The organism is Halovalidus salilacus, from assembly GCF_031852275.1.
Taxonomy (GTDB): Archaea; Halobacteriota; Halobacteria; order Halobacteriales; family Natrialbaceae; genus Halovalidus; species Halovalidus salilacus.
Genome location: NZ_CP134700.1, coordinates 3915898 through 3933473, shown reverse-complemented (window position 1 = coordinate 3933473; position 17576 = coordinate 3915898). Strand labels below are relative to the sequence as shown.

Sequence of the window (17576 nt, the reverse complement as noted above, 5' to 3'; positions counted from 1 at the left end):
CCGCTCCGGCTAAACGCCGGCGATTTCCGACGCGGTGACCGCGGCACGTCCGCGGACTCCGACGCTCACACCGATTCGGCGGCGGGTCGGGGGACGATCGTCACCGGAACCGTCGACTCCCGGGCGACCCGCTCGGCGACGCTCCCGAGCAGCACGCGAGCGGCCCCCGACCGTCCCTCGCTGCCGATCACGATTCCGTCGACGTCGGCCTCGTCGGCGAACTCGAGGATCGCGTCGGCGGCCGTCCCCTCGACCACCTCCGTCGCGACGGTCGCGCTCGAGTCGCGCTCGCGCGCGATCGCCTTCGCGTCCTCGAAGAATTCGGGTTCCGCCCCCTCGCCCGCCGTCGGACCGCCCCCGTAGCCCGCCTCGAGGTCGTCGATGGCGTGCACGACGGTGATTCGGTCGGCGTGAACGACCGTCAGCGCGTGCTCGAGGGCCGCCCGCGCGGGCTCGGAGTCGTCCATCGGGACGAGGACGTGTCTGGGTTCGGAGTCGGCCACGGATCGGACGTACGGCGACGACGGAGAAAAAGGCGCGTCCGGGGGGCACTCGACCGCCGCCGAAGTCACGCCGGGTCCTCGACCGCCAGCGCCTCGTCGAGTCGTCCCCGCTCCTCCCGCAACCGTTCGAGTTCGGCGTCGACGCGGCCGTCGGCCAGCCGCCGGCGCTCGTCGTCGGTGAGCCGCTCGATGGCGTCCGCGGCCGTCTGCAGCCGCTCGTACTCCGCGTCGGAAGCGCGCGTCAGGAGGCGAAGCTCGCGGAGCAGCGTCACGGCCCCCTCGTCCGCGGCGCGGGCGACGAACGGCCGGTACTCGCGCGTCCGGCGCCGCATCACGCCCGCCGGCTCGGGCGGCCAGGGGATCGTCAGCGGCTCGGCGTCGATCCCCTCGAGGTAGGTCCGCTGGGTCGCCACCCGCCGCTTCAGTTCGTCCGCGTCGTCCACGTAGTGGTCGAGCTTCGATCGGGTGTAGTCGGCGTACTCGAGCAGTTCGGGGATCGCGTACTCGCCGGCCGGGTTCTCGAAGAGATACGACTCGAGGTCGGCGGGCGGCTGCTCGTAGTCGACGAAGGGGTACCACCGGCTCCGGTCGACGAGCGAGAGGACCTCGCGAGCCGAGGCCTCGTGGTAGTAGGCCTCGAACGCCTCCCGCATCGCGTCGTTGTAGGCCTCGATCGGGCCCCGGAGGCGCTCGACGGGGGCCTCGAGGTCGGCCTCGGAGAGCCCGAGCAGCCGCTCGCGTTCGGCGATCTCGTCGTCGATCGCCCGCCGCCGCAGGGTCGCCGACTTCCGGGCCCCGGCGAGCGCCTCGCGGGCGGCGTCGCGCTCCTCGAGCAGGTCCGCGTAGCGCTTCGCGGGCTCGAGGGCGGTCCGGGCGCGCTCGAAGTCCGACTCGCTCAGCCGGCGCTTGTCGAGGGCGTCGACGAGCGCGTCGAAGGCGTCCCGGGCGTTCGCCTCCTCGGGCAGGGAGTCGACCAGCGAGGCGACCTGCGACTTGAGTCGGCGGTACGCCACGTAGTTCTCCCGCCCGGTTCCGGTCGCCTTGTCGACGTACGCGTCGAGCAGGTCGATCGCCTTCCGGTAGGCCCGGGCGGTCGCCTCGACGGACTCGCGGCCCTCGGCGTCGATCGCCTCCTCGGCCGCCGCCAGGCGGTTCCGGGCGCCCTCGAGTTCCTCGAGCGCCTCGAAGCGGTGGTCGTTCCCGTCGTCCGGTCGGGTCGGTCGGCCGGCGTCGGCGCCGCCGCTCGTTTCACCCATGGGAGATCACTCGTGCTCGCGGTCGTAGACGGCCTCGGGATCGAACACCCGCTCCCCGACGTCCTCGCCCTCGATCGTCCGGTAGAAACACGATCGGTGGCCGGTGTGGCAGGCGCCGCCCTCCTGGTCGACGAGGTACAGCAACGTGTCGCCGTCGCAGTCGACGCGCACCTCCGCGACGCGCTGGACGTGGCCGCTCGTCTTCCCCTTCTGCCAGAGTTCGTCCCGACTGCGCGAGTAGTAGTGAGCGAGGCCGGTCTCGCGCGTTCGCTCGAGGGCTTCCGGCGAGACGTACGCGAGCATCAACACCTCGCCGCTCTCGGCGTCCTGTGCGACGGCGGGGACCAGGCCGTCCTCGCCGTAGTCGACCGAAACTCCGTCGTCCATGTGCGAACGGTTGACCGACGGGGCGATAGGTCTTTTGCCGCGCGGGGTCGCGACGCTCGCCCTCGTGCGCGACGACCGGACGAAAACGGACTCGTTTCGCGGGCGGACGACCGATCCCTCGAGTCGATTCGGCTACTGCCCGTTGAGGGTGATGTAGCGCACCTCGATGATGCGCTCGTCCGACTCGAGTTGCTCGCGGGCGGCGTCGGGGATCTCGGTGTCGACGTTGTAGACGGTGAGCGCCTCGCCGCCGATGGCCTCGCGGGCGTTGAACATGCCGGCGATGTTCACGCCGTGTTCGCCCATCACGGTCCCGATGAGGCCGATGACGCCCGGTTCGTCCGTGTTGCGCGTGACGACCATCTTCCCGTGGGGGATGGCGTCGACGCGGTAGCCGTCGATGCGGACGATCCGCGGGTCGTCGCCGGCGAACAGGGTTCCGTCGACCGAGATCTCGTGGTCGCCGTTGCCCACCGCGACCGAGACCAGGCTCTGGAAGTCCTCGGCCTGTCGGGTCTTCGACTCGGTGACGTCGACGCCGCGGTCCTCGGCGATCTGGGGGGCGTTGACCGCGTTGACCTGCCACTCGAGGGGCTCGAAGACGCCCTTCAGCGCGCTGGCGGTGACGAAATCGACGTCCTCGTCGGCGATGTCTCCCTCGTAGGTGACCTCGACGCGCTCGATGCGACCGTCGAGCAACTGGGCGGCGACCTTTCCGGCGGTCTCGGCGATGTTGATGTACGGCTCGAGGCGCGGGAACGCGCTCTCGTCGATCGAGGGGGCGTTGAGCGCGTTCGCGACGGGTTCGCCCTCGAGGGCGGCGACGACCTGCTCGGCGGTGGAGGTGGCGACGTTCTCCTGGGCGGCCTCGGTGGAGGCCCCGAGGTGGGGCGTGACGACGATCTCGTCGTGGGCCAGCAGGGGCGAGCCCTCCGGCAGCGGCTCCTCGGTGAAGACGTCGAGCGCCGCGCCCGCGACGATCCCCTCCTCGGCGGCCGCGGCGAGGGCGTCCTCGTCGATGATGCCGCCGCGACCGACGTTGATCACGTAACTCCCCTCGAGCAGTTCCATCTCCGCCTCGCCGATCAGCCCCTCCGTCTCGGGGGTCAGCGGCGTGTGGATGGTGAGGAAGTCGGCGCGCTCGAGGCAGGCGTCGAACTCGACGAGTTCGGCCCCGATCCGCTCGGCGCGCTCCTCGGAGATGTAGGGGTCGTAGGCGACGATGTCCATCCCGAGCGAGTCGAGTTTCTTCGCGACCTCCTGGCCGACGCGGCCGAGGCCGACGACGCCCAGGGTCTTGCCGTTGAGTTCGGCCCCGAGGTAGTCGCTCTTGGCCCACTCGCCGCTCTTGAGGCGGGCGTGGGCCTGCGGGATCGAGCGGGCGACCGCGAAGGCCATCGCGACGGTGTGTTCGGCCGCCGCGCGGACGTTCCCCTCCGGCGCGTTGGCGACGATGACGCCCTCGTCGGTGGCGGCGTCGATGTCGATGTTGTCGACGCCGATACCCGCACGGCCCACGATGACGAGCTCCTCGGCGGCCTCGAAGACCTCCGCCGTGACCTCCGTCCCGGAGCGAACGATCAGCCCGTGGGCGTCCGAGATCGCCTCGAGCAGATCGTCGCCCTCGAGTTCGTAGCCCGTTTCGACCTCGTACCCCGCCTCCCGGAGCACGTCGAGACCCGCGTCCGCGATCGGGTCCGTAACCAGCACGTTCATGGGCGAGTCAATTGTGCGGAACGGGTAAACGCTTCCGTTGTTCACGGGGCCGGCAAAATATACCTGAGACGCCCGTCGGCGGCCGAAACCGCGTTCCGCTCGATCGTTCGAAGTGGATGGGTGCCAGCGGTCGCCGTAAAAGGGGCCAGTGCTGTCACCAGTTCGCAGCCGAAACTGTTCGAACGAACAGCTATTCGTTGGTCGGGTGGAACGTGGACTCGATGGCACGACTCGAGCGACTCAGGGTCTACCCCGTGAAGGGGCTCGACGGCGTCGGCGTCGAGGCGGCGGACGTCCTCGAGGGCGGGACGCTCGCCCGCGATCGGGAGTTCGCGCTCTTCGACGGGGACGGCGACGTGATCAACGGCAAGCGGACCGACCGCGTCCACGACCTGCGGACCGACTTCGACCCCGACACGGGCGAACTCGCGGTCGTAGCCCCCGACGGCGAACGCGAGCGCTTCGACCTGGAGACGAACGCGGATCGCGATCGGGCGGCGGCGTGGTTCGGCGAGTTCTTCGACGAGGACCTGACCCTCGAGCGCGATCGGACGCTGGGGTACGTCGACCGCCGCGAGATGGGGCCGTCGGTGATCAGCACCGCGACGCTTCGCACCGTCGCCGACTGGTTCGACGAGGTGACCGTCGAGGGGGCGCGCCGTCGCCTCCGGGCGAACGTCGAGGTCGGCGGGGTCGAGCCCTTCTGGGAGGATCGGTTCGTCGGCGAGGACGCGCCCGCGTTCGAGGTCGGCGGCGTCCGGTTCGAGGGCGTCACGCCCTGTGGGCGCTGCGTCGTCCCCCAGCGTGACCCCGACACGGGCGAACCGATCGAGGCGTTCCGCCGGCGGTTCGTCGAAAACCGCGAGGAGACCTTTCCCGAGTGGGCGGACGAGGACGCGTTCGATCACTATTACACGATGATGCTCATCGCGCGCGTGCCGGAGGCCCACCGCGGCGCGACGCTGCGGGTCGGCGATTCGGTCGCGGTCGTCGACTGACGCCGACGGATACCCGACCGTCGTCCTCGAGTACGAAGCCGCGAAACGAGGGCGACGGCGGGCGCTCAGATGGTGATCAACACCGCCCCTCCCACGATCAGCGCCGCCCCGCCGACCACGCCCCGCGTGACCCGCTCGAGGTCGCGCAGCAGGACGGCGGCGAACACCAGCGTGAAGAAGGGCGCCGTCGCCACCAGGGGATCGACGAGCGCGATTCGCCCGCCCTCGCGGCCAAGCGCGGCCATCAGCGAGAGCATCGCGACGGTCGTCAGGAGGCCGCTGGCGGCGAAGTAGCGGTAAGACGCCCGGGGCGTCCGGAACGCGTCGGTCTTCCCGAGCGCGAGGGCGTAGGCGACCAGCGCCACGACGCCTGCGGTCTCGTTGAGCGCGACCGCCTCGAGCGCCGAGATCGGCGACCCGAGCATGCCGTACCGGCGGGCGACGTTCGCGACGGCGAAGGTGGCCGCGGCGGCGATCGGCCACAGGAGGTCGCGGGGTTCCCACCCCTCGAGGTCGCCGCCCCTCGAGATCGTGAGCAGCGAGAGCCCCGCGACGAGGATCACGATTCCGAGGGCCGTCACCGGGCCGAGGGGTTCGCCGAGGAAGACGAGGGCGATCAGCGTGGCGAACAGCGGTCGCGTGCTGAGGATGGCACTGTTGAGGCTCGCCCCCACCCGATCCACGCCGACGAAGATCGTGATCCGGCCGAGGGCCGTCCCGACGACGCCCGCGAAGACGAAGACGCCGGCGGTCTCGGGCGTGAGCCCGGAAAAGGCCGACCCGCCGCGGAGGACGGCGATGACGAGCCAGTAGATCGTCGAGTCGACGAGGGCGACGACGAGCGACGCCTGCACCGAACTCCCGCCGGCGGCCATCCCCCGCTTGTCGAAGATCGGCGTGAAGCCCCAGAGGAGCGCGGGGATCAGCGCGAGGGCGACGACCTCGAGCGTCTGACTCGTCATCGAACGGAGCCGGATTCGAACGCGAGCGCGGCGGTTGGACGGGCGACCGGTCTCATAGGAGGCACTCGCGGCGCTCGAGCCAAAGCGGTTGTGGATCCGGAAGGCGGAGGCGTCGACCGTTCCCGCGACGCGGTGTCGACCGACGACGGCGCTCGAGCGGCCGTCCTCGGCGGCGTCGATCGAGAACGGGCGAAACCTGAACTGGTTTATTCGGTCGGCGTCAATCCGGCGACGATGACAGTCGTCGCTTTCGACTTCGACGGGACGCTTTCGGACTCCGAGATGACCGTGTTGCTCGGCGAGCGCTGCGGGGTCGCCGCCGACATGGCCGAGATCACCGAGCGGGCGATGAACGACGAGATCGGGTACGCCGAGAGCCTGCGCTCGCGGGCGGCCCTGCTCGAGGGGCTCTCCGAGGCCGACGCCAACGACGCCTACGACGACGTGATCCTCCGCGCGGGCGCCGCCGACCTGCTCCGCGAACTGAACGAGGCGGGCGTCACGACCGCCATCGTAACGGGTGGTTTCGAGGGCGGCGTCGCCGCCGCCCTCGAGAAAGCGGGCGTTTCCGTCGACCACATCGTCTCGAACCGGTTGCCGATCGAGGGCGGCGAACTCACGGGCGACGTCGAGGGGCCGCTCATCGAGGGCACCAAGGACGACGCGCTCGCCGGCCTCGCCGAGGACGTCGGCGTCCCGCTCGAGGAGACCGTCGCGGTGGGCGACGGCGCGAACGACCTGCCGATGCTCGAGGTGGCGGGCCTCGCGATCGGATTCGACCCGAAACCGGCGGTCGAACCGGCCTGCGACGTCGTCGTCACCTCGATGGCCGAGGCTCGCGACGTGCTCGTCGAGGAGGGCGTCCTCGAGTCGTAATCGCTGGCTTCCGTCGCGGCCTCGACGCGCAGTCCGTCGACCGCCCGACTCTCGGTTCGTCGGACTCAGTTTTCCGCCGTCGCCGACTCGTCCGTCGCGGTGACCCTTCGGACCAACGGCCGATTTCAATACCGAGAGGTTTTTACTCATAACCGAGTTAGGAATATTGATGATGTGGCAAGACCTCGTGTTCCTGATCGGTAGCAGCCTCTCGATCGTCTTTCTCGCCCCGACCCTCCGCGACGCGAGCGCGCGAGTACCCCTCGGGACGAGCCTCCCCTCGATGGCGATCGGGTTCGTGTACGCGATGACCTTCATGTCCCTCGGCATGACCTACTCCGGCCTCGGATCGTTCGCCGCCGGTTCGATGTGGGCCCTGATAGCGCTCGTCCGCTCGCCGGCCACGCCCGCGTTCGTTCGCAACACCAACCCCGAGTTACTCGCTCGAGACGCCCGCCTCTGGCTCGACGACGTCCGTTCCGACGGCGTGCGCGCCGAGCAGTACATGGACGGCGCGCGCATGGGCAACGCCCACGCCGGCTTCGCACCGGCCGACGACTGAATCGACGGTCTACGCCCGGTAAAACGGTCTTTCTCTCCACCGATTTCGTCCGATCGACGGTAGCGCCGTCCGACGACGCCGACGCGACGGCGAATCACTCCGAAAACAGACTCGTGTGCACCGGCGCGAACGCCTGCGGTTCCTCCTTCTCCTCGTCCGTGTCCGTGATCGACCGACCGCCGAGGCCCGCCTCGAGGAGGTCCGACAGCGGCGGGCCGACCTTCTCGGGTTCGACGAGGAAGGCGTCGTGGCCGTGGTCCGACTCGATCACGTGGTGGGCGACGTCGACGCCCGCCTCGCGACAGGACTCGGCGAGGGCTTCGGCCTGCTCGACCGTGAAGTGCCAGTCGCCCGTAAAGGAGAGGAGGAGGAGTTCGCCCTCGAAGGCGGCCAGCGCGTCTGCGTCGGACTCGTAGCCCGCAGACAGGTCGAAGTCGTCCATCGCGCGGGTCATGTAGAGGTAGCTGTTGGCGTCGAAGCGGTCGACGAACTTGTCGGCCTGGTAGTCGAGGTAGGACTCGACCTCCCGGTAGGGGAAGAAGGCGGCGGCCGGATCCGGCGGCGTCTCCCGGGCCGCCTCGCGACCCGCCGACCGCCGGCCGAACTTCCGGGACATCGAGGCTTTCGAGAGGTACATGATGTGGCCGATCTGGCGCGCTCGAGCCAGCCCCTCGCTGGGCTTCTCGCCGCCGTCGGACGCGTCCGACGAGCCTCCGTTCGCGTCGCTCTCGGAGACGCCGTAGTAGTGGCCGCCGTTCCAGTTCGGATCGGACGTAATCGCCCGCCGAGCGACGGTGTCGAGGGCGAGACACTGCGCGTCGAGGCGGGCCGCGGTGGCGACGGCTCCCGCGCGCTCGACGTCGTCGGGGTAGCGTCGCAGCCAGTCGAGGACGTTCATACCGCCGACGCTGCCGCCGACGACGGCGTGGACCCGGCCCACGCCGAGTTCGTCGAGCAGCCGCCGCTGGGCGCGGGTCCAGTCGCCGACGGTGACCGGCGGAAAGTCCGTCCCGTAGGGCTCGCCCGTCTCCGGGTTCGTGCTCGACGGACCCGTCGTCCCGTAGCAGGAGCCGGGATCGTTCGCACAGACCACGTAGTACTCGGTCGTGTCGATGGCTTTCCCGGGCCCGACGACGTCGCCCCACCAGGCGCGTGCCTGACCGGCCGTCTCGTCGCCCGCGTCGGGCCGCCGGGCGACGTGGGCGCTCCCCGTCAGGGCGTGGCAGATCAACACCGCGTTGTCGCCCGTGAACTCGCCGTAGGTCTCGTAGGCGACTTCGAGGCTCGGAATCGACTCGCCGCACTCGAACGCGAATTCCCCGAGGTCGACCGTCTCCTTCGTCGTGCTCACGGCCACCACCCCGACGGTCCCGGCCGCTCGAGCCGCGCGGACCCCACGGCCCCGGCGAACTCCGCGGGCGGCAGGCTCCGTCCCCCCGACGCCGCCGACGTTCCGTGACGTTTCATGTGTGTCGTGCATATTCTCGAGTCGTCTAATAACCCTCAGTTACGGCAAGATCTGCTCGTACCTGATCGATTCGCGCGGCTGCGGATGGAGACCGCCGAACCGGCGGCTGCCGGGGCGCTACGCGAAACTCACGGCAAAAAGGGGTCGGAAACGGTGGAACGGCGATCGGCGCCGCGACCTACGACGTCGCCTCGGTCGCCGCCTCGATGGCCGCCTCGAGGTCCGCGAGGATGTCCGCCGGGTCCTCGATCCCCACCGACAGCCGGACGAGGTCGGTCGTGACGCCCGCCTCCTCTTGCTCCTCGGGGGTGAGCTGGCCGTGGGTCGTGCTCGCGGGGTGGATCACGAGCGTCTTCGCGTCGCCGATGTTCGCGAGGAACTGGGCCACCTCGACGTTCTCGCAGAAGATCTTGCCGGCCTCATAGCCGCCTTCGAGGCCGAAGGCGATCATGCTACCGTAGTCGGCGAGGTAGCGGTCAGCGCTCTCGTGGGTCTCGTGGCCCTCGAGGCCCGGGTAGGTCACCCAGGCGACGTCCTCGTGGTCGTCGAGGTAGTCGGCGACGATGGCGGCGTTCTCGCAGTGTTTGGACACCCTGAGGGGCAGCGTCTCGAGGCCCTGGAGGGTCTGCCAGGCGTCGAACGGCGATTGCTGGTTCCCCAGGCTCCGAAGGGACCGGTAGCGCGCGGCCGCCGCGAGAGGCGCGTCGGCGAAGTCCTCGGAGAAGTCGACGTCGTGGTAGGCCGGGTTCTTCCCGCCGATCTCCTCGTACCCCTCCGCCTCCCAGGGGAAGTCCCCGCCGTCGACGAGGACGCCGCCGACCGTGGTGCCGGAGCCGTGGAGCCACTTCGTCGTCGACTCCCAGACGACGTCGGCGCCGTGCTCGAGCGGCCGGCACAGCGCCGGACTGGCGAAGGTGTTGTCCACGACGAGCGGGACGCCCGCGTCGTGGGCGATCCCCGCCACGCGCTCGAAGTCGGGCGTGACGAGCGACGGGTTGCCGATCGTCTCGAGGTGGACGAACGCGGTGTCGTCGTCGATCGCTTCCTCGTAGGCGTCGTAGTCCAGCGTGTCCACGAACCGCGCCTCGATATTACGCCGCGAGGCGGTTCGCGAGAAGTAGGCCGTCGTGCCGCCGTAGGTGTCCGTCGAAACGACGACGTTCTCGCCCGCCTTCGCGAGCACGAGGACGGCCGAATCCAGGGCGGCCATCCCGCTGGCCGTCGCAGCCGCGTCCGCCCCGCCCTCGAGGGAGGCCAGACGCTTCTCGAGGGTCCTGACCGTGGGATTCGAGATGCGCGAGTAGATGTACCCCTCGCGCTCGAGCGCGTAGAGGTCCGCGGCCGTATCGGCGTCGTCGAAGGCGTAGGAGGTGGTCTGGTAGATCGGCGGCGCCACCGCGCCCGTCGCCGGATCGGGCTCCTGTCCGGCGTGGACGCTGCGCGTTCCGAATCCCCGTCGACAACCGGGTTCGTCCCCGTCGCTCGAGTCGTCGCTCATGTTTAGTACGCATACTCCCCCACACTCATATGCGCGTCAGTAACGGCAAATACCGCAGGTCGTGGGGGGGAAGTACCACGGCTCGAGCGACATCGACTCCTGAGAAGCGGCGGCTGGCGTCGACGATCGGAACGCTCGACCCTCGAGGCCGGAACGGGAGGCGAAACCGCAACAACCCGGTTGAATTCCACATGTCGGCCCTCTCATCAGGTTTCACGTGTCAGCTTTCTCGTCGAGTCGCGCGTGCCTGCCATCCGTCTGGGTCCCGCGTGTCGGCCATCTCATCTGGTTCCACGCGTTGGCCGGCCGACCAAACCACCGCGGGTGGGAATGAAAGGGGCCGGCGCGCTCGCCAGAGCGCGCCGGGGGCTTTCAGACGATATCTTTTTGGCTCCGTGCCCGCGCATGACAGACGATGACGCTCGCCGATCGCATCGCCGCGTACCGGGCCGCCCTCGAGGAGTGGCTCCGGGGACTGTCCCACGGGATGCTCGCCCACCCCGCCTACGAGAAGATCGAGAAGGAAGCCGAGGACCTCGAGGACGCGTTCATGCTGGCGTGTTTCCCCGACGCCTTCGGCATCCCCTCGCCGGTCTCGTACTACACCGCCGAGTTGCTCCCCTACCTCGAGGACGAGTTCGAGGCGTGGGAGCGCCGCCTCTGGGACCGGAGCACCCTGATCGAGCGCAAGGGCCAGCAGTACCACTTCTGATGGAGCGATTCGTCTTCTTCGGCGGCAAGGGCGGGGTCGGCAAGACGACCGTCTCCTCCGCGTACGCCTACAGGTGCGCCGACGCGGGCCTCGAGACGCTCGTCGTCTCGACGGACCCGGCCCACTCGGTGGGCGACCTCTTCGATCAGGAGTTCGGGGACGACCCCCGCCCCGTCGAGGGCGTCGAGGGGCTCTCCGCGATGGAGATCGACCCCGAAACGGAGGTCTCCCGCCACCTGATGGACGTCAAGCGGAAGCTCTCGGACCAGGTGTCGGCGGCGATGGTCAACGAGGTCGACCGCCAGATCGAGATGGCCCACGGCACCCCCGGCGCCTACGAGGCCGCGCTGTTCGACCGCTTCGTCGACGTGATGCGGGAGTCCGATCCCTACGATCGCGTCGTCTTCGACACCTCGCCCACCGGCGGCACCCTCCGTCTGCTCTCCCTGCCCGAGTTCCTCGAGGGGTGGATCGACCGCTTAGCGGCCAAGCGCCGCCAGAGCATCGACCTCTTCGAGAAGGCGGCGATCGGAAACCTGGAACCGCGGCGGGTGATGGAGGGCGACCCCGTCCTGGCCCACCTCCAGGAGCGCAAGGAGTTCTTCGAGTACGCCGGTGAAACCCTCCGGAACGAGGCGGCCTTCTTCCTCGTGTTCAACCCCGACTCGCTGTCGATCCGCGAGACCGGCCGCGCGATCGACCAGCTCCGCGAGCGGGGCCTCGAGGTCCGCGGCCTGGTCGCCAACCGCCTCACCCCCGAACCCGATCCGGACGAGAACGGTCGCGGCGCGTGCTACCTCCGCTCACGGGTCGAAACGGAGCGCGAGCGCCTCGAGACGGCGAAGGCGGAACTCGAGCCGCCGGTGGTCGCCGAACTCGAGACGCACGTCGAGGAGATTCGGGGAGAGCGGCTGGGGTCGGTCGGCGACGAACTCGAGATCGAGACGGCGCCGGGAGCGTAATCGACTATTACTGATAAAATACCCCGCTACGGTACGTGTCAGCCGGTGAGACGCTTGGTAGTATCCCGCATGATTTATAGGGATCTGCTGTAATTCACAAGGTGAACGCTTATGACAGGGGTCATCTGGATCGTCGCGACGGTGCTCACACTATTCACCGTGGGGTACATCGGGTACGGGCGGTACCTCTCGCGATTCGTCGAACTCGACGACTCGCGCGCGACGCCGGCGCACAAGTACGAGGACGGTCAAGAATACGTACCGGCGAAGAAACCGGTGTTGCTCGGGCACCACTTCTCGAGCGTCGCGGGCGGCGCGCCGATCGCCGGCCCGATCACGGCGGCGCTGGTCTGGGGCTGGGTGCCGGCCCTGCTGTGGGTCGCGATCGGTAACCCGCTGATGGGCGCGGTCCACGACTTCATGGCGCTCTCGACGAGCGTCCGCCACGAGGGGAAGTCGATCGGTTACATCATTGGGGAGTACCTCGGCGAGCGGGGGAAGAACATGTTCCTCTGGTTCGCCTTCCTCGTGATCATCCTCGTCGTGGCGGTGTTCGCGCTGCTGGTGGCGCTCGTCGTCGACGCCTACCCGCCGGCAGCGACCGCGAGCCTGATTTACGTCGGACTCGCGGTCGTCTTCGGCGTCTGGCTCTACCAGCTCGACCTCCCGTTCATTCCGGGGACGGCCATCTTCGTCGCGGCCGTCTTCGCCAGCGTCTGGGTGGGTATCGAGTACCCCGTCGCGCTCTTCGAGCCGTCCGGGTTCGCCGACGAGTCGATCGTTCTCTTCTCAGGAGGGGGCGAGTGGATACCGGGTGCGCAGCTGTTCGGGGCGAACGTCGCCGCGTGGGTCGTCGTGTCGCTTCTCTACGCGGCGGTCGCGAGCATCCTCCCGGTCTGGACGCTGCTCCAGCCGCGCGACTACCTCTCGTCGTTCCTCCTCTACGCGGGGGTCGGCGGGGCACTCGCGGCGGTCCTCGTCGGGACGTTCCTCGGGACGACCGAGGGCGGGTCGGGGGCGCTCGAGATTCAGCTTCCGGCGTACTCGGGCTTCATGGGCGGTATCGACACCGCGATGCCGCTGTTCCCGCTGCTGTTCATCACCATCGCCTGCGGGACGATCAGCGGCTTCCACTCGCTGGTCTCGTCCGGGACCACTGCGAAGCAGCTCAACCGCGAGACCGACGCTCGCCTGATCGGCTACGGCGGCATGCTCGCGGAAGGCTTGCTCGCCGCCACCGCCCTCTCCGCGGTGTCGGTCGTCGCGTTCACCGATGCGGGGGTCTCGGGCGTCGGGGCCGCGCTCCCCAACTTCGCCGACGGCGGCGGGACGATCCTCACGGGCCTCGGCGTTCCGCTGGAGGTCGGTCAGGTGTTCATGGCGCTGATCTTCGTCAGCTTCCTGCTGACGAGCCTCGACACCGGGCTCCGACTCGGACGGTACATGGTCGAAGAACTCGTTGGCACCCCCGAAACTGACGTCGAGGAGGTCGCCGCGAACAAGTACGTCAACACCAGCGTCTCCGTCGTGCTGGCGTTCCTGCTCGTCGTGAGCGGCCAGTGGGAGCAACTGTGGCCGCTGTTCGGGGGCGCGAACCAGTTGCTCGCCGCGCTGGCGCTGCTGACGGCCACCGTCTGGCTCGCCAACTGGAGCGACACCAAACAGCTCCTGAGCACCGGAGTCCCGGTCGTCGTGATGACGATCATCACGATCTCCGGCCTCCTCTGGCTCGCGCTGTACGAGAACCTCTACTCGACGCTGCTCAACTCCAGCGCTCGCGCGGAAGCGTCGACGGTCGACCTGTTCTCGACTGGTCTCCGGATGGTGATCGCGCTCGTGATGATCTGGCTCGCGCTCTCGATCATCAGGATGGGATACGGAAACATCCAGGCGGCTCGCGAGAGCGGCACGGGAACCGGGCCGGGCGGTCCCGGCGAAGGGACGCCGGGAACCGACGACGACTAGCGGCGGACGCGGCCGTCGATCCGCGATCGATTTTTAGCGAGAAACGAGCCCGCGTAGTCGGGCGACCAGTCCGCGTTTTTCGACGAGCGGGCCCCAGAGCGCGAACGCGCGATCGATCTCCGTCCGCCGACTCGAGACGACGGCCTCCCGCTCGGGCGCGACGACGCAGAGGTGGATCTCGTAGTGGCCGTGGAAGCCGAACCGGAGCAGCGTCCGGTCCTTGAAGCCGCGAACAAACGCCGCGACGTCGTCCGGAACCTCGGGAGCGACGAGCACGAACGTGAACTCCGTCGCCTTGTGCTGGTCGCTCGGCTCCACGCGTTCGTCGGCCAACTCGTGACCGATCTCGACGAGGCGCTCGAGGTCGGCCACCGACGCGCGGTCGCGTCGATCGGCGTAGAGGAACTCCCGCATGTGGTGGTTCGCGTACTGCACGGAGGGGTGAAAGAGGTGCTTGCTGCTCTCGACCCGGAGCTCCCCGTACATGTCGAAGCGCTCGCCCCGAACGCTGACGTCCTTCTCGAGGTCGTAGCTGTGCATGAGTCGGTCGCTCACTCGATCCAGGTACTCGTCCTCCCAGTCGGGGACCGCCTCGCGGATCTCCGGGGGAAGGTCGCCGAGGCCCGCCTCGGCTTCGTACTCCTGGTCGGCGGCGTCGAACCCGGTCTCGACCGCAGACTCTCGATCGTCGGCGTCGGCCGTCACGGCGACCACCCCCGACCGGCCGAGTCCGCTCGAGCCGCGTCTCGTCGTTCCATGTGGGGTGATTCCGTGCGCCGACCAAAAGTCCGTCGTCGCTCGGGGTCGAACCCGAGGGGTGGCGTCGGTGACAGCGCTTAAACGCGAGGGGCACGTACGGACGACCAACGTATGGCCGAGAAACGCACTCGAGAGGCGTGCGGACGCTGTTCGCTGTCGACGGCCGTCGACGTCGCGAGCGCGGACCGGGAGGAAGACGAGGGCGCCGCCCGCGATCCGTACGGGAAAGCGCGGATCGAGATCGACGAGTCCGACCTCCGGCGCGTCTCGCCCGCGGCGTGGCTCTCGCGGATCGCGACCCGGCTCGACGAGGCGGGCCGGCGGCTCACCTGGGGACGATAAGTCGGCCGTCGGAAGGGGGAGCGCGGTCGGCGATCGAAACCGGGATCAGGTCGTCCGGAACGCGCGGTCGCCCGCGTCGCCCAGCCCCGGAACGATGAACCCGTTCTCGTCGAGGTGATCGTCGATCGACACCGTCAGGAGGTCGACCTGCGGGAACGCCTCGCCGACGCGGAGCAGGCCCTCGGGAGCCGAGACCGCCGAGAGGACGATCAGGTTCTCCGGCTCTGGCGAGTTCTCGATGACGTGCTCGAGGACGGCGCACATCGTGCTGCCCGTCGCGAGCATCGGGTCGGCGACGATGACGGTGTCCGCTTCGGTGATCTCGGGGAGCTTCACGTAGTCGATCGTGATCGGAAACGAGCCGTCCTCGATCCGACCTCCCTCCTCGTCGCGGCTCGCACTGATGACGCCCTGTCGCGCGCGGGGGAACGCCTTCAACAGCCCCTCGACGAACGGCGTCGCCGCCCGCAGGACGTTGATGATGACCACGTCGTCGAGGCCGCGTACCCGCTCGCCCATCGTCGTCTCGAGCGGGGTCTCGATCTCGACGTACTCGGTCTCCATGCGGCCGTCGATGATCTCGTAGCCGCAGATGCGCCCCAGTTTGACCAGTCCCTTCCGGAAGCTCACCTGCTCCGTCTCGACGTCGCGAATCCGCGAGAGGGTGTCCTTGGCCAGTGCGTGGGTGACGAGATACGCCTCGTCCCGGTCTTCGATCGTCATACGAGTACGGCTAGCGGCGGGGTAGTTCACGGTGTCGGTCCGATCCGGACGGACGGCGGATCGACTCGAGACGGGGACTCGAGGGGGACGGCGGAACGCCGACCGCGCGAAAGGAGCGATTGGGACGAATCAAGGACGGTTTAGCGAACGATCGCGCCGCTACGCCGCGCTCGAGGGCTCGAGGCGTCGACGAAGGGGGCCGATGAACGAGATGTTGAGCGCGGGGGTGCGACCGGAGTCGGCCGTAACGGTTGCGCCGGTTTAATCGAGGCACGGGCGTAGCGCGCCCCGCCGAGCAGGACAGGTGGTACTTCGTGAGTCGACAACATCAACAGCAGCCGACCGAGCAGGAGTACGGACGAACCGAACGCTACCCCGAGCGGACGGGGCAGGAACAAATGGGGCAGCAGCCGATGGGCCAGCAGAGGGGCGGCCAACCCGAGAAGGGGACTCACCGGACCGCAGCCGCCTCCTTCGATGATCACCTCACGACCGAACTGCGGATCGCGCTCGAGGACTTCCACGAGGTGACCGGCGTCGCCGGCTGGTGCGCGAAGGAGTGTACCGCGGCGGGGCCGGAACTCTCGACGTGCGCGCGCGTCTGCGAGGACGTCGCGGACCTGGCCGAACTCAACGAGCGGTTGATCGCGCGGGATTCGATGTTCGGTCCCGACGTCGCGAGCACGTTCGTCACCGTCGCGAACGAGGCGCTCGCCGAACTCGAGCGGTTCCAGCACCACCCCCAGATCGCCGAGACGATGGCGACGATCGAGCGGACGACCAACTCCTGTCGGGAGGTGTTACGGCTGGTCGGTCGGGATACTCCGAGCGGCCAGATGGCTCGAGGCGACCGAACGAGCGCTCGAGGAGGTCAGATGGACGCTCGGGGGAGTCGAATGCACGCTCCGGGTGGTCGCGGTCAAACGGGGACGGGCCAGCAGTTCTAGGATCGGTCGGCCCCTCGCTCGCATCACGTTCTTCTCGTCGAGTTCTTTTCGCCGGATTCGGAGGCCGCCTCACGCCTCGAGACGACGGAACGGCGGCGGTGGGCTCGAGCGATCGGCGAACGGGGCCACGGTGTGTCGACCCGACGCGATACCAATCCCTGGCACAGACGGCGAAGAAGTTTATACGCTCTCGCGCCATACCACCCGCTCAGCCGAATGGAAGAGAGTATCTCGGGATTCAAAGTTCGCGGTGACTGGGGTGACGTCGTCGAACACGGCGAGCGCGTCACGCGGGCGCTCCGGGACGCTGGAGTCGACGCCCCCGACGGCGATCACGACGCCCGACTCGCCCGCGCCTTCGAGGAGTGGGAAGAGTGGCGACCCAAAGCACACGAGACCCTCGAGTCCGACGTCAGCGAGAAGACGGCCGACCAGGCCAGCGTCGAGGAGGGTAAAGGAGAAAAGGCCGGCAAACGACCGGACGAGGACATCAAGACCGCCGGCGAGAAGCTCTCGGAATCCTACGAGCGGCTCGAGGAGGACGACGCCGAGGGCGCCGTCGGCAACTGGAAGGAGTCGATCGACTACGTCGCGCGGGCGGCCGACTCGGCCAGCCGCAAGGCGCTCCGCCGGGTCGAGGACACGGTCTACCAGAACGTGATGACCCAGCTCGCGCCGTACTACTTCGACAACGAGCTCGTCAGCGCCAACATCCAGCAGTCGACTCGCGGCGACGGGGAGCGGTTCATCTTCGAGGTGAACATCAACGACGACGTGTTGAAAACCGACGTCTCGGACCGCCTCGCCGAGTTCGACGAGGAGGTCGACCGCTGGCACGTCCACGTCGAGAAGGACACCGACGCCGCCGAGGCGATCGAGGGCGCGGAGCCGCCGCCGGAACCGGATCCGGAGGACAACGTGAAATCGACGACGAACTGAC

The 17576-nt window shown here is 68.8% G+C and carries 18 protein-coding genes; 9 read left to right on the top strand and 9 right to left on the bottom strand.

Annotated features, from left to right (window positions below):
- Positions 1–65 precede the first annotated feature (65 nt).
- From RJT68_RS19370 to serA, 4 genes are all read right to left on the bottom strand, one after another.
- The gene (locus RJT68_RS19370; protein WP_407038162.1) at positions 66–503 is read right to left on the bottom strand and encodes a universal stress protein; all 438 of its coding nucleotides are present in this window, start codon (positions 501–503) and stop codon (positions 66–68) included.
- 65 nt (positions 504–568) lie between these two features.
- Positions 569–1759 carry a DUF7118 family protein gene (locus RJT68_RS19365; protein ID WP_407038161.1) on the bottom strand — a complete coding sequence of 397 codons (1191 nt, stop codon included), beginning with the start codon at positions 1757–1759 and terminating at the stop codon, positions 569–571.
- A 6-nt stretch (positions 1760–1765) separates the two neighbouring features.
- Positions 1766–2146 carry a phosphoribosyl-AMP cyclohydrolase gene (gene hisI, locus RJT68_RS19360; RefSeq protein ID WP_407038160.1) on the bottom strand — a complete coding sequence of 127 codons (381 nt, stop codon included), beginning with the start codon at positions 2144–2146 and terminating at the stop codon, positions 1766–1768.
- Between the two features lie 132 nt (positions 2147–2278).
- Positions 2279–3862, bottom strand: coding sequence for a phosphoglycerate dehydrogenase (serA, locus tag RJT68_RS19355; protein ID WP_407038159.1), 1584 nt, complete (start codon positions 3860–3862; stop codon positions 2279–2281).
- A 221-nt stretch (positions 3863–4083) separates the two neighbouring features.
- Between serA and RJT68_RS19350 the strand changes: the two genes are divergently transcribed.
- Positions 4084–4860 carry an MOSC domain-containing protein gene (locus RJT68_RS19350; RefSeq protein ID WP_407038158.1) on the top strand — a complete coding sequence of 259 codons (777 nt, stop codon included), beginning with the start codon at positions 4084–4086 and terminating at the stop codon, positions 4858–4860.
- Between the two features lie 65 nt (positions 4861–4925).
- On the opposite strand, the gene RJT68_RS19345 is transcribed toward RJT68_RS19350, so the two are convergent.
- A complete protein-coding gene (locus RJT68_RS19345) occupies positions 4926–5822 on the bottom strand; it encodes an EamA family transporter (protein ID WP_407038157.1) in 897 nt (298 codons plus the stop codon).
- Between the two features lie 234 nt (positions 5823–6056).
- On the opposite strand from RJT68_RS19345, the gene serB reads away from it, so the two are divergent.
- Positions 6057–6698, top strand: a complete 642-nt coding sequence (gene serB, locus RJT68_RS19340; RefSeq protein WP_407038156.1) for a phosphoserine phosphatase SerB — start codon at positions 6057–6059, stop codon at positions 6696–6698.
- Between the two features lie 169 nt (positions 6699–6867).
- On the top strand, positions 6868–7260 hold the full coding sequence (locus RJT68_RS19335; protein WP_407038155.1) for a hypothetical protein: 393 nt from the start codon (positions 6868–6870) through the stop codon (positions 7258–7260).
- 94 nt (positions 7261–7354) lie between these two features.
- Here the strand turns inward: RJT68_RS19335 and metX are convergent, their stop codons facing one another.
- Entirely contained in the window at positions 7355–8611 is a 1257-nt protein-coding gene (gene metX, locus RJT68_RS19330; protein ID WP_407038154.1) for a homoserine O-acetyltransferase MetX, read from the bottom strand.
- A gap of 295 nt (positions 8612–8906) precedes the next feature.
- Complete coding sequence (locus tag RJT68_RS19325) at positions 8907–10226, bottom strand: O-acetylhomoserine aminocarboxypropyltransferase/cysteine synthase family protein (RefSeq protein ID WP_407038153.1); 1320 nt, start codon at positions 10224–10226, stop codon at positions 8907–8909.
- Between the two features lie 415 nt (positions 10227–10641).
- Here RJT68_RS19325 and RJT68_RS19320 point away from each other — a divergent pair, with 415 nt between their 5' ends.
- From RJT68_RS19320 to RJT68_RS19310, 3 genes are all read left to right on the top strand, one after another.
- Positions 10642–10938 (top strand): hypothetical protein, encoded by a 297-nt coding sequence (locus tag RJT68_RS19320; protein WP_407038152.1) that lies wholly within the window; start codon positions 10642–10644, stop codon positions 10936–10938.
- The gene (locus RJT68_RS19315; RefSeq protein WP_407038151.1) at positions 10938–11900 is read left to right on the top strand and encodes an ArsA family ATPase; all 963 of its coding nucleotides are present in this window, start codon (positions 10938–10940) and stop codon (positions 11898–11900) included. Before RJT68_RS19320 ends, RJT68_RS19315 begins: the two co-directional genes overlap by 1 nt.
- Positions 11901–12011: 111 nt before the next feature.
- Positions 12012–13865 (top strand): carbon starvation CstA family protein, encoded by a 1854-nt coding sequence (locus RJT68_RS19310; protein WP_407038150.1) that lies wholly within the window; start codon positions 12012–12014, stop codon positions 13863–13865.
- Positions 13866–13898: 33 nt separating this feature from the next.
- Here RJT68_RS19310 and RJT68_RS19305 read toward each other — a convergent pair whose 3' ends face one another.
- Entirely contained in the window at positions 13899–14570 is a 672-nt protein-coding gene (locus tag RJT68_RS19305) for a hypothetical protein (RefSeq protein ID WP_407038149.1), read from the bottom strand.
- A gap of 165 nt (positions 14571–14735) precedes the next feature.
- Between RJT68_RS19305 and RJT68_RS19300 the strand changes: the two genes are divergently transcribed.
- The gene (locus tag RJT68_RS19300; protein WP_407038148.1) at positions 14736–14966 is read left to right on the top strand and encodes a hypothetical protein; all 231 of its coding nucleotides are present in this window, start codon (positions 14736–14738) and stop codon (positions 14964–14966) included.
- Between the two features lie 45 nt (positions 14967–15011).
- On the opposite strand, the gene upp is transcribed toward RJT68_RS19300, so the two are convergent.
- Positions 15012–15689: a uracil phosphoribosyltransferase gene (gene upp / locus RJT68_RS19295; protein WP_407038147.1), complete on the bottom strand. Its 678-nt coding sequence runs from the start codon at positions 15687–15689 to the stop codon at positions 15012–15014.
- Positions 15690–16003: 314 nt separating this feature from the next.
- Between upp and RJT68_RS19290 the strand changes: the two genes are divergently transcribed.
- On the top strand, positions 16004–16636 hold the full coding sequence (locus RJT68_RS19290) for a hypothetical protein (RefSeq protein WP_407038146.1): 633 nt from the start codon (positions 16004–16006) through the stop codon (positions 16634–16636).
- A 216-nt stretch (positions 16637–16852) separates the two neighbouring features.
- Positions 16853–17575, top strand: coding sequence for a DUF5828 family protein (locus tag RJT68_RS19285; RefSeq protein WP_407038145.1), 723 nt, complete (start codon positions 16853–16855; stop codon positions 17573–17575).
- Position 17576 lies beyond the last annotated feature (1 nt).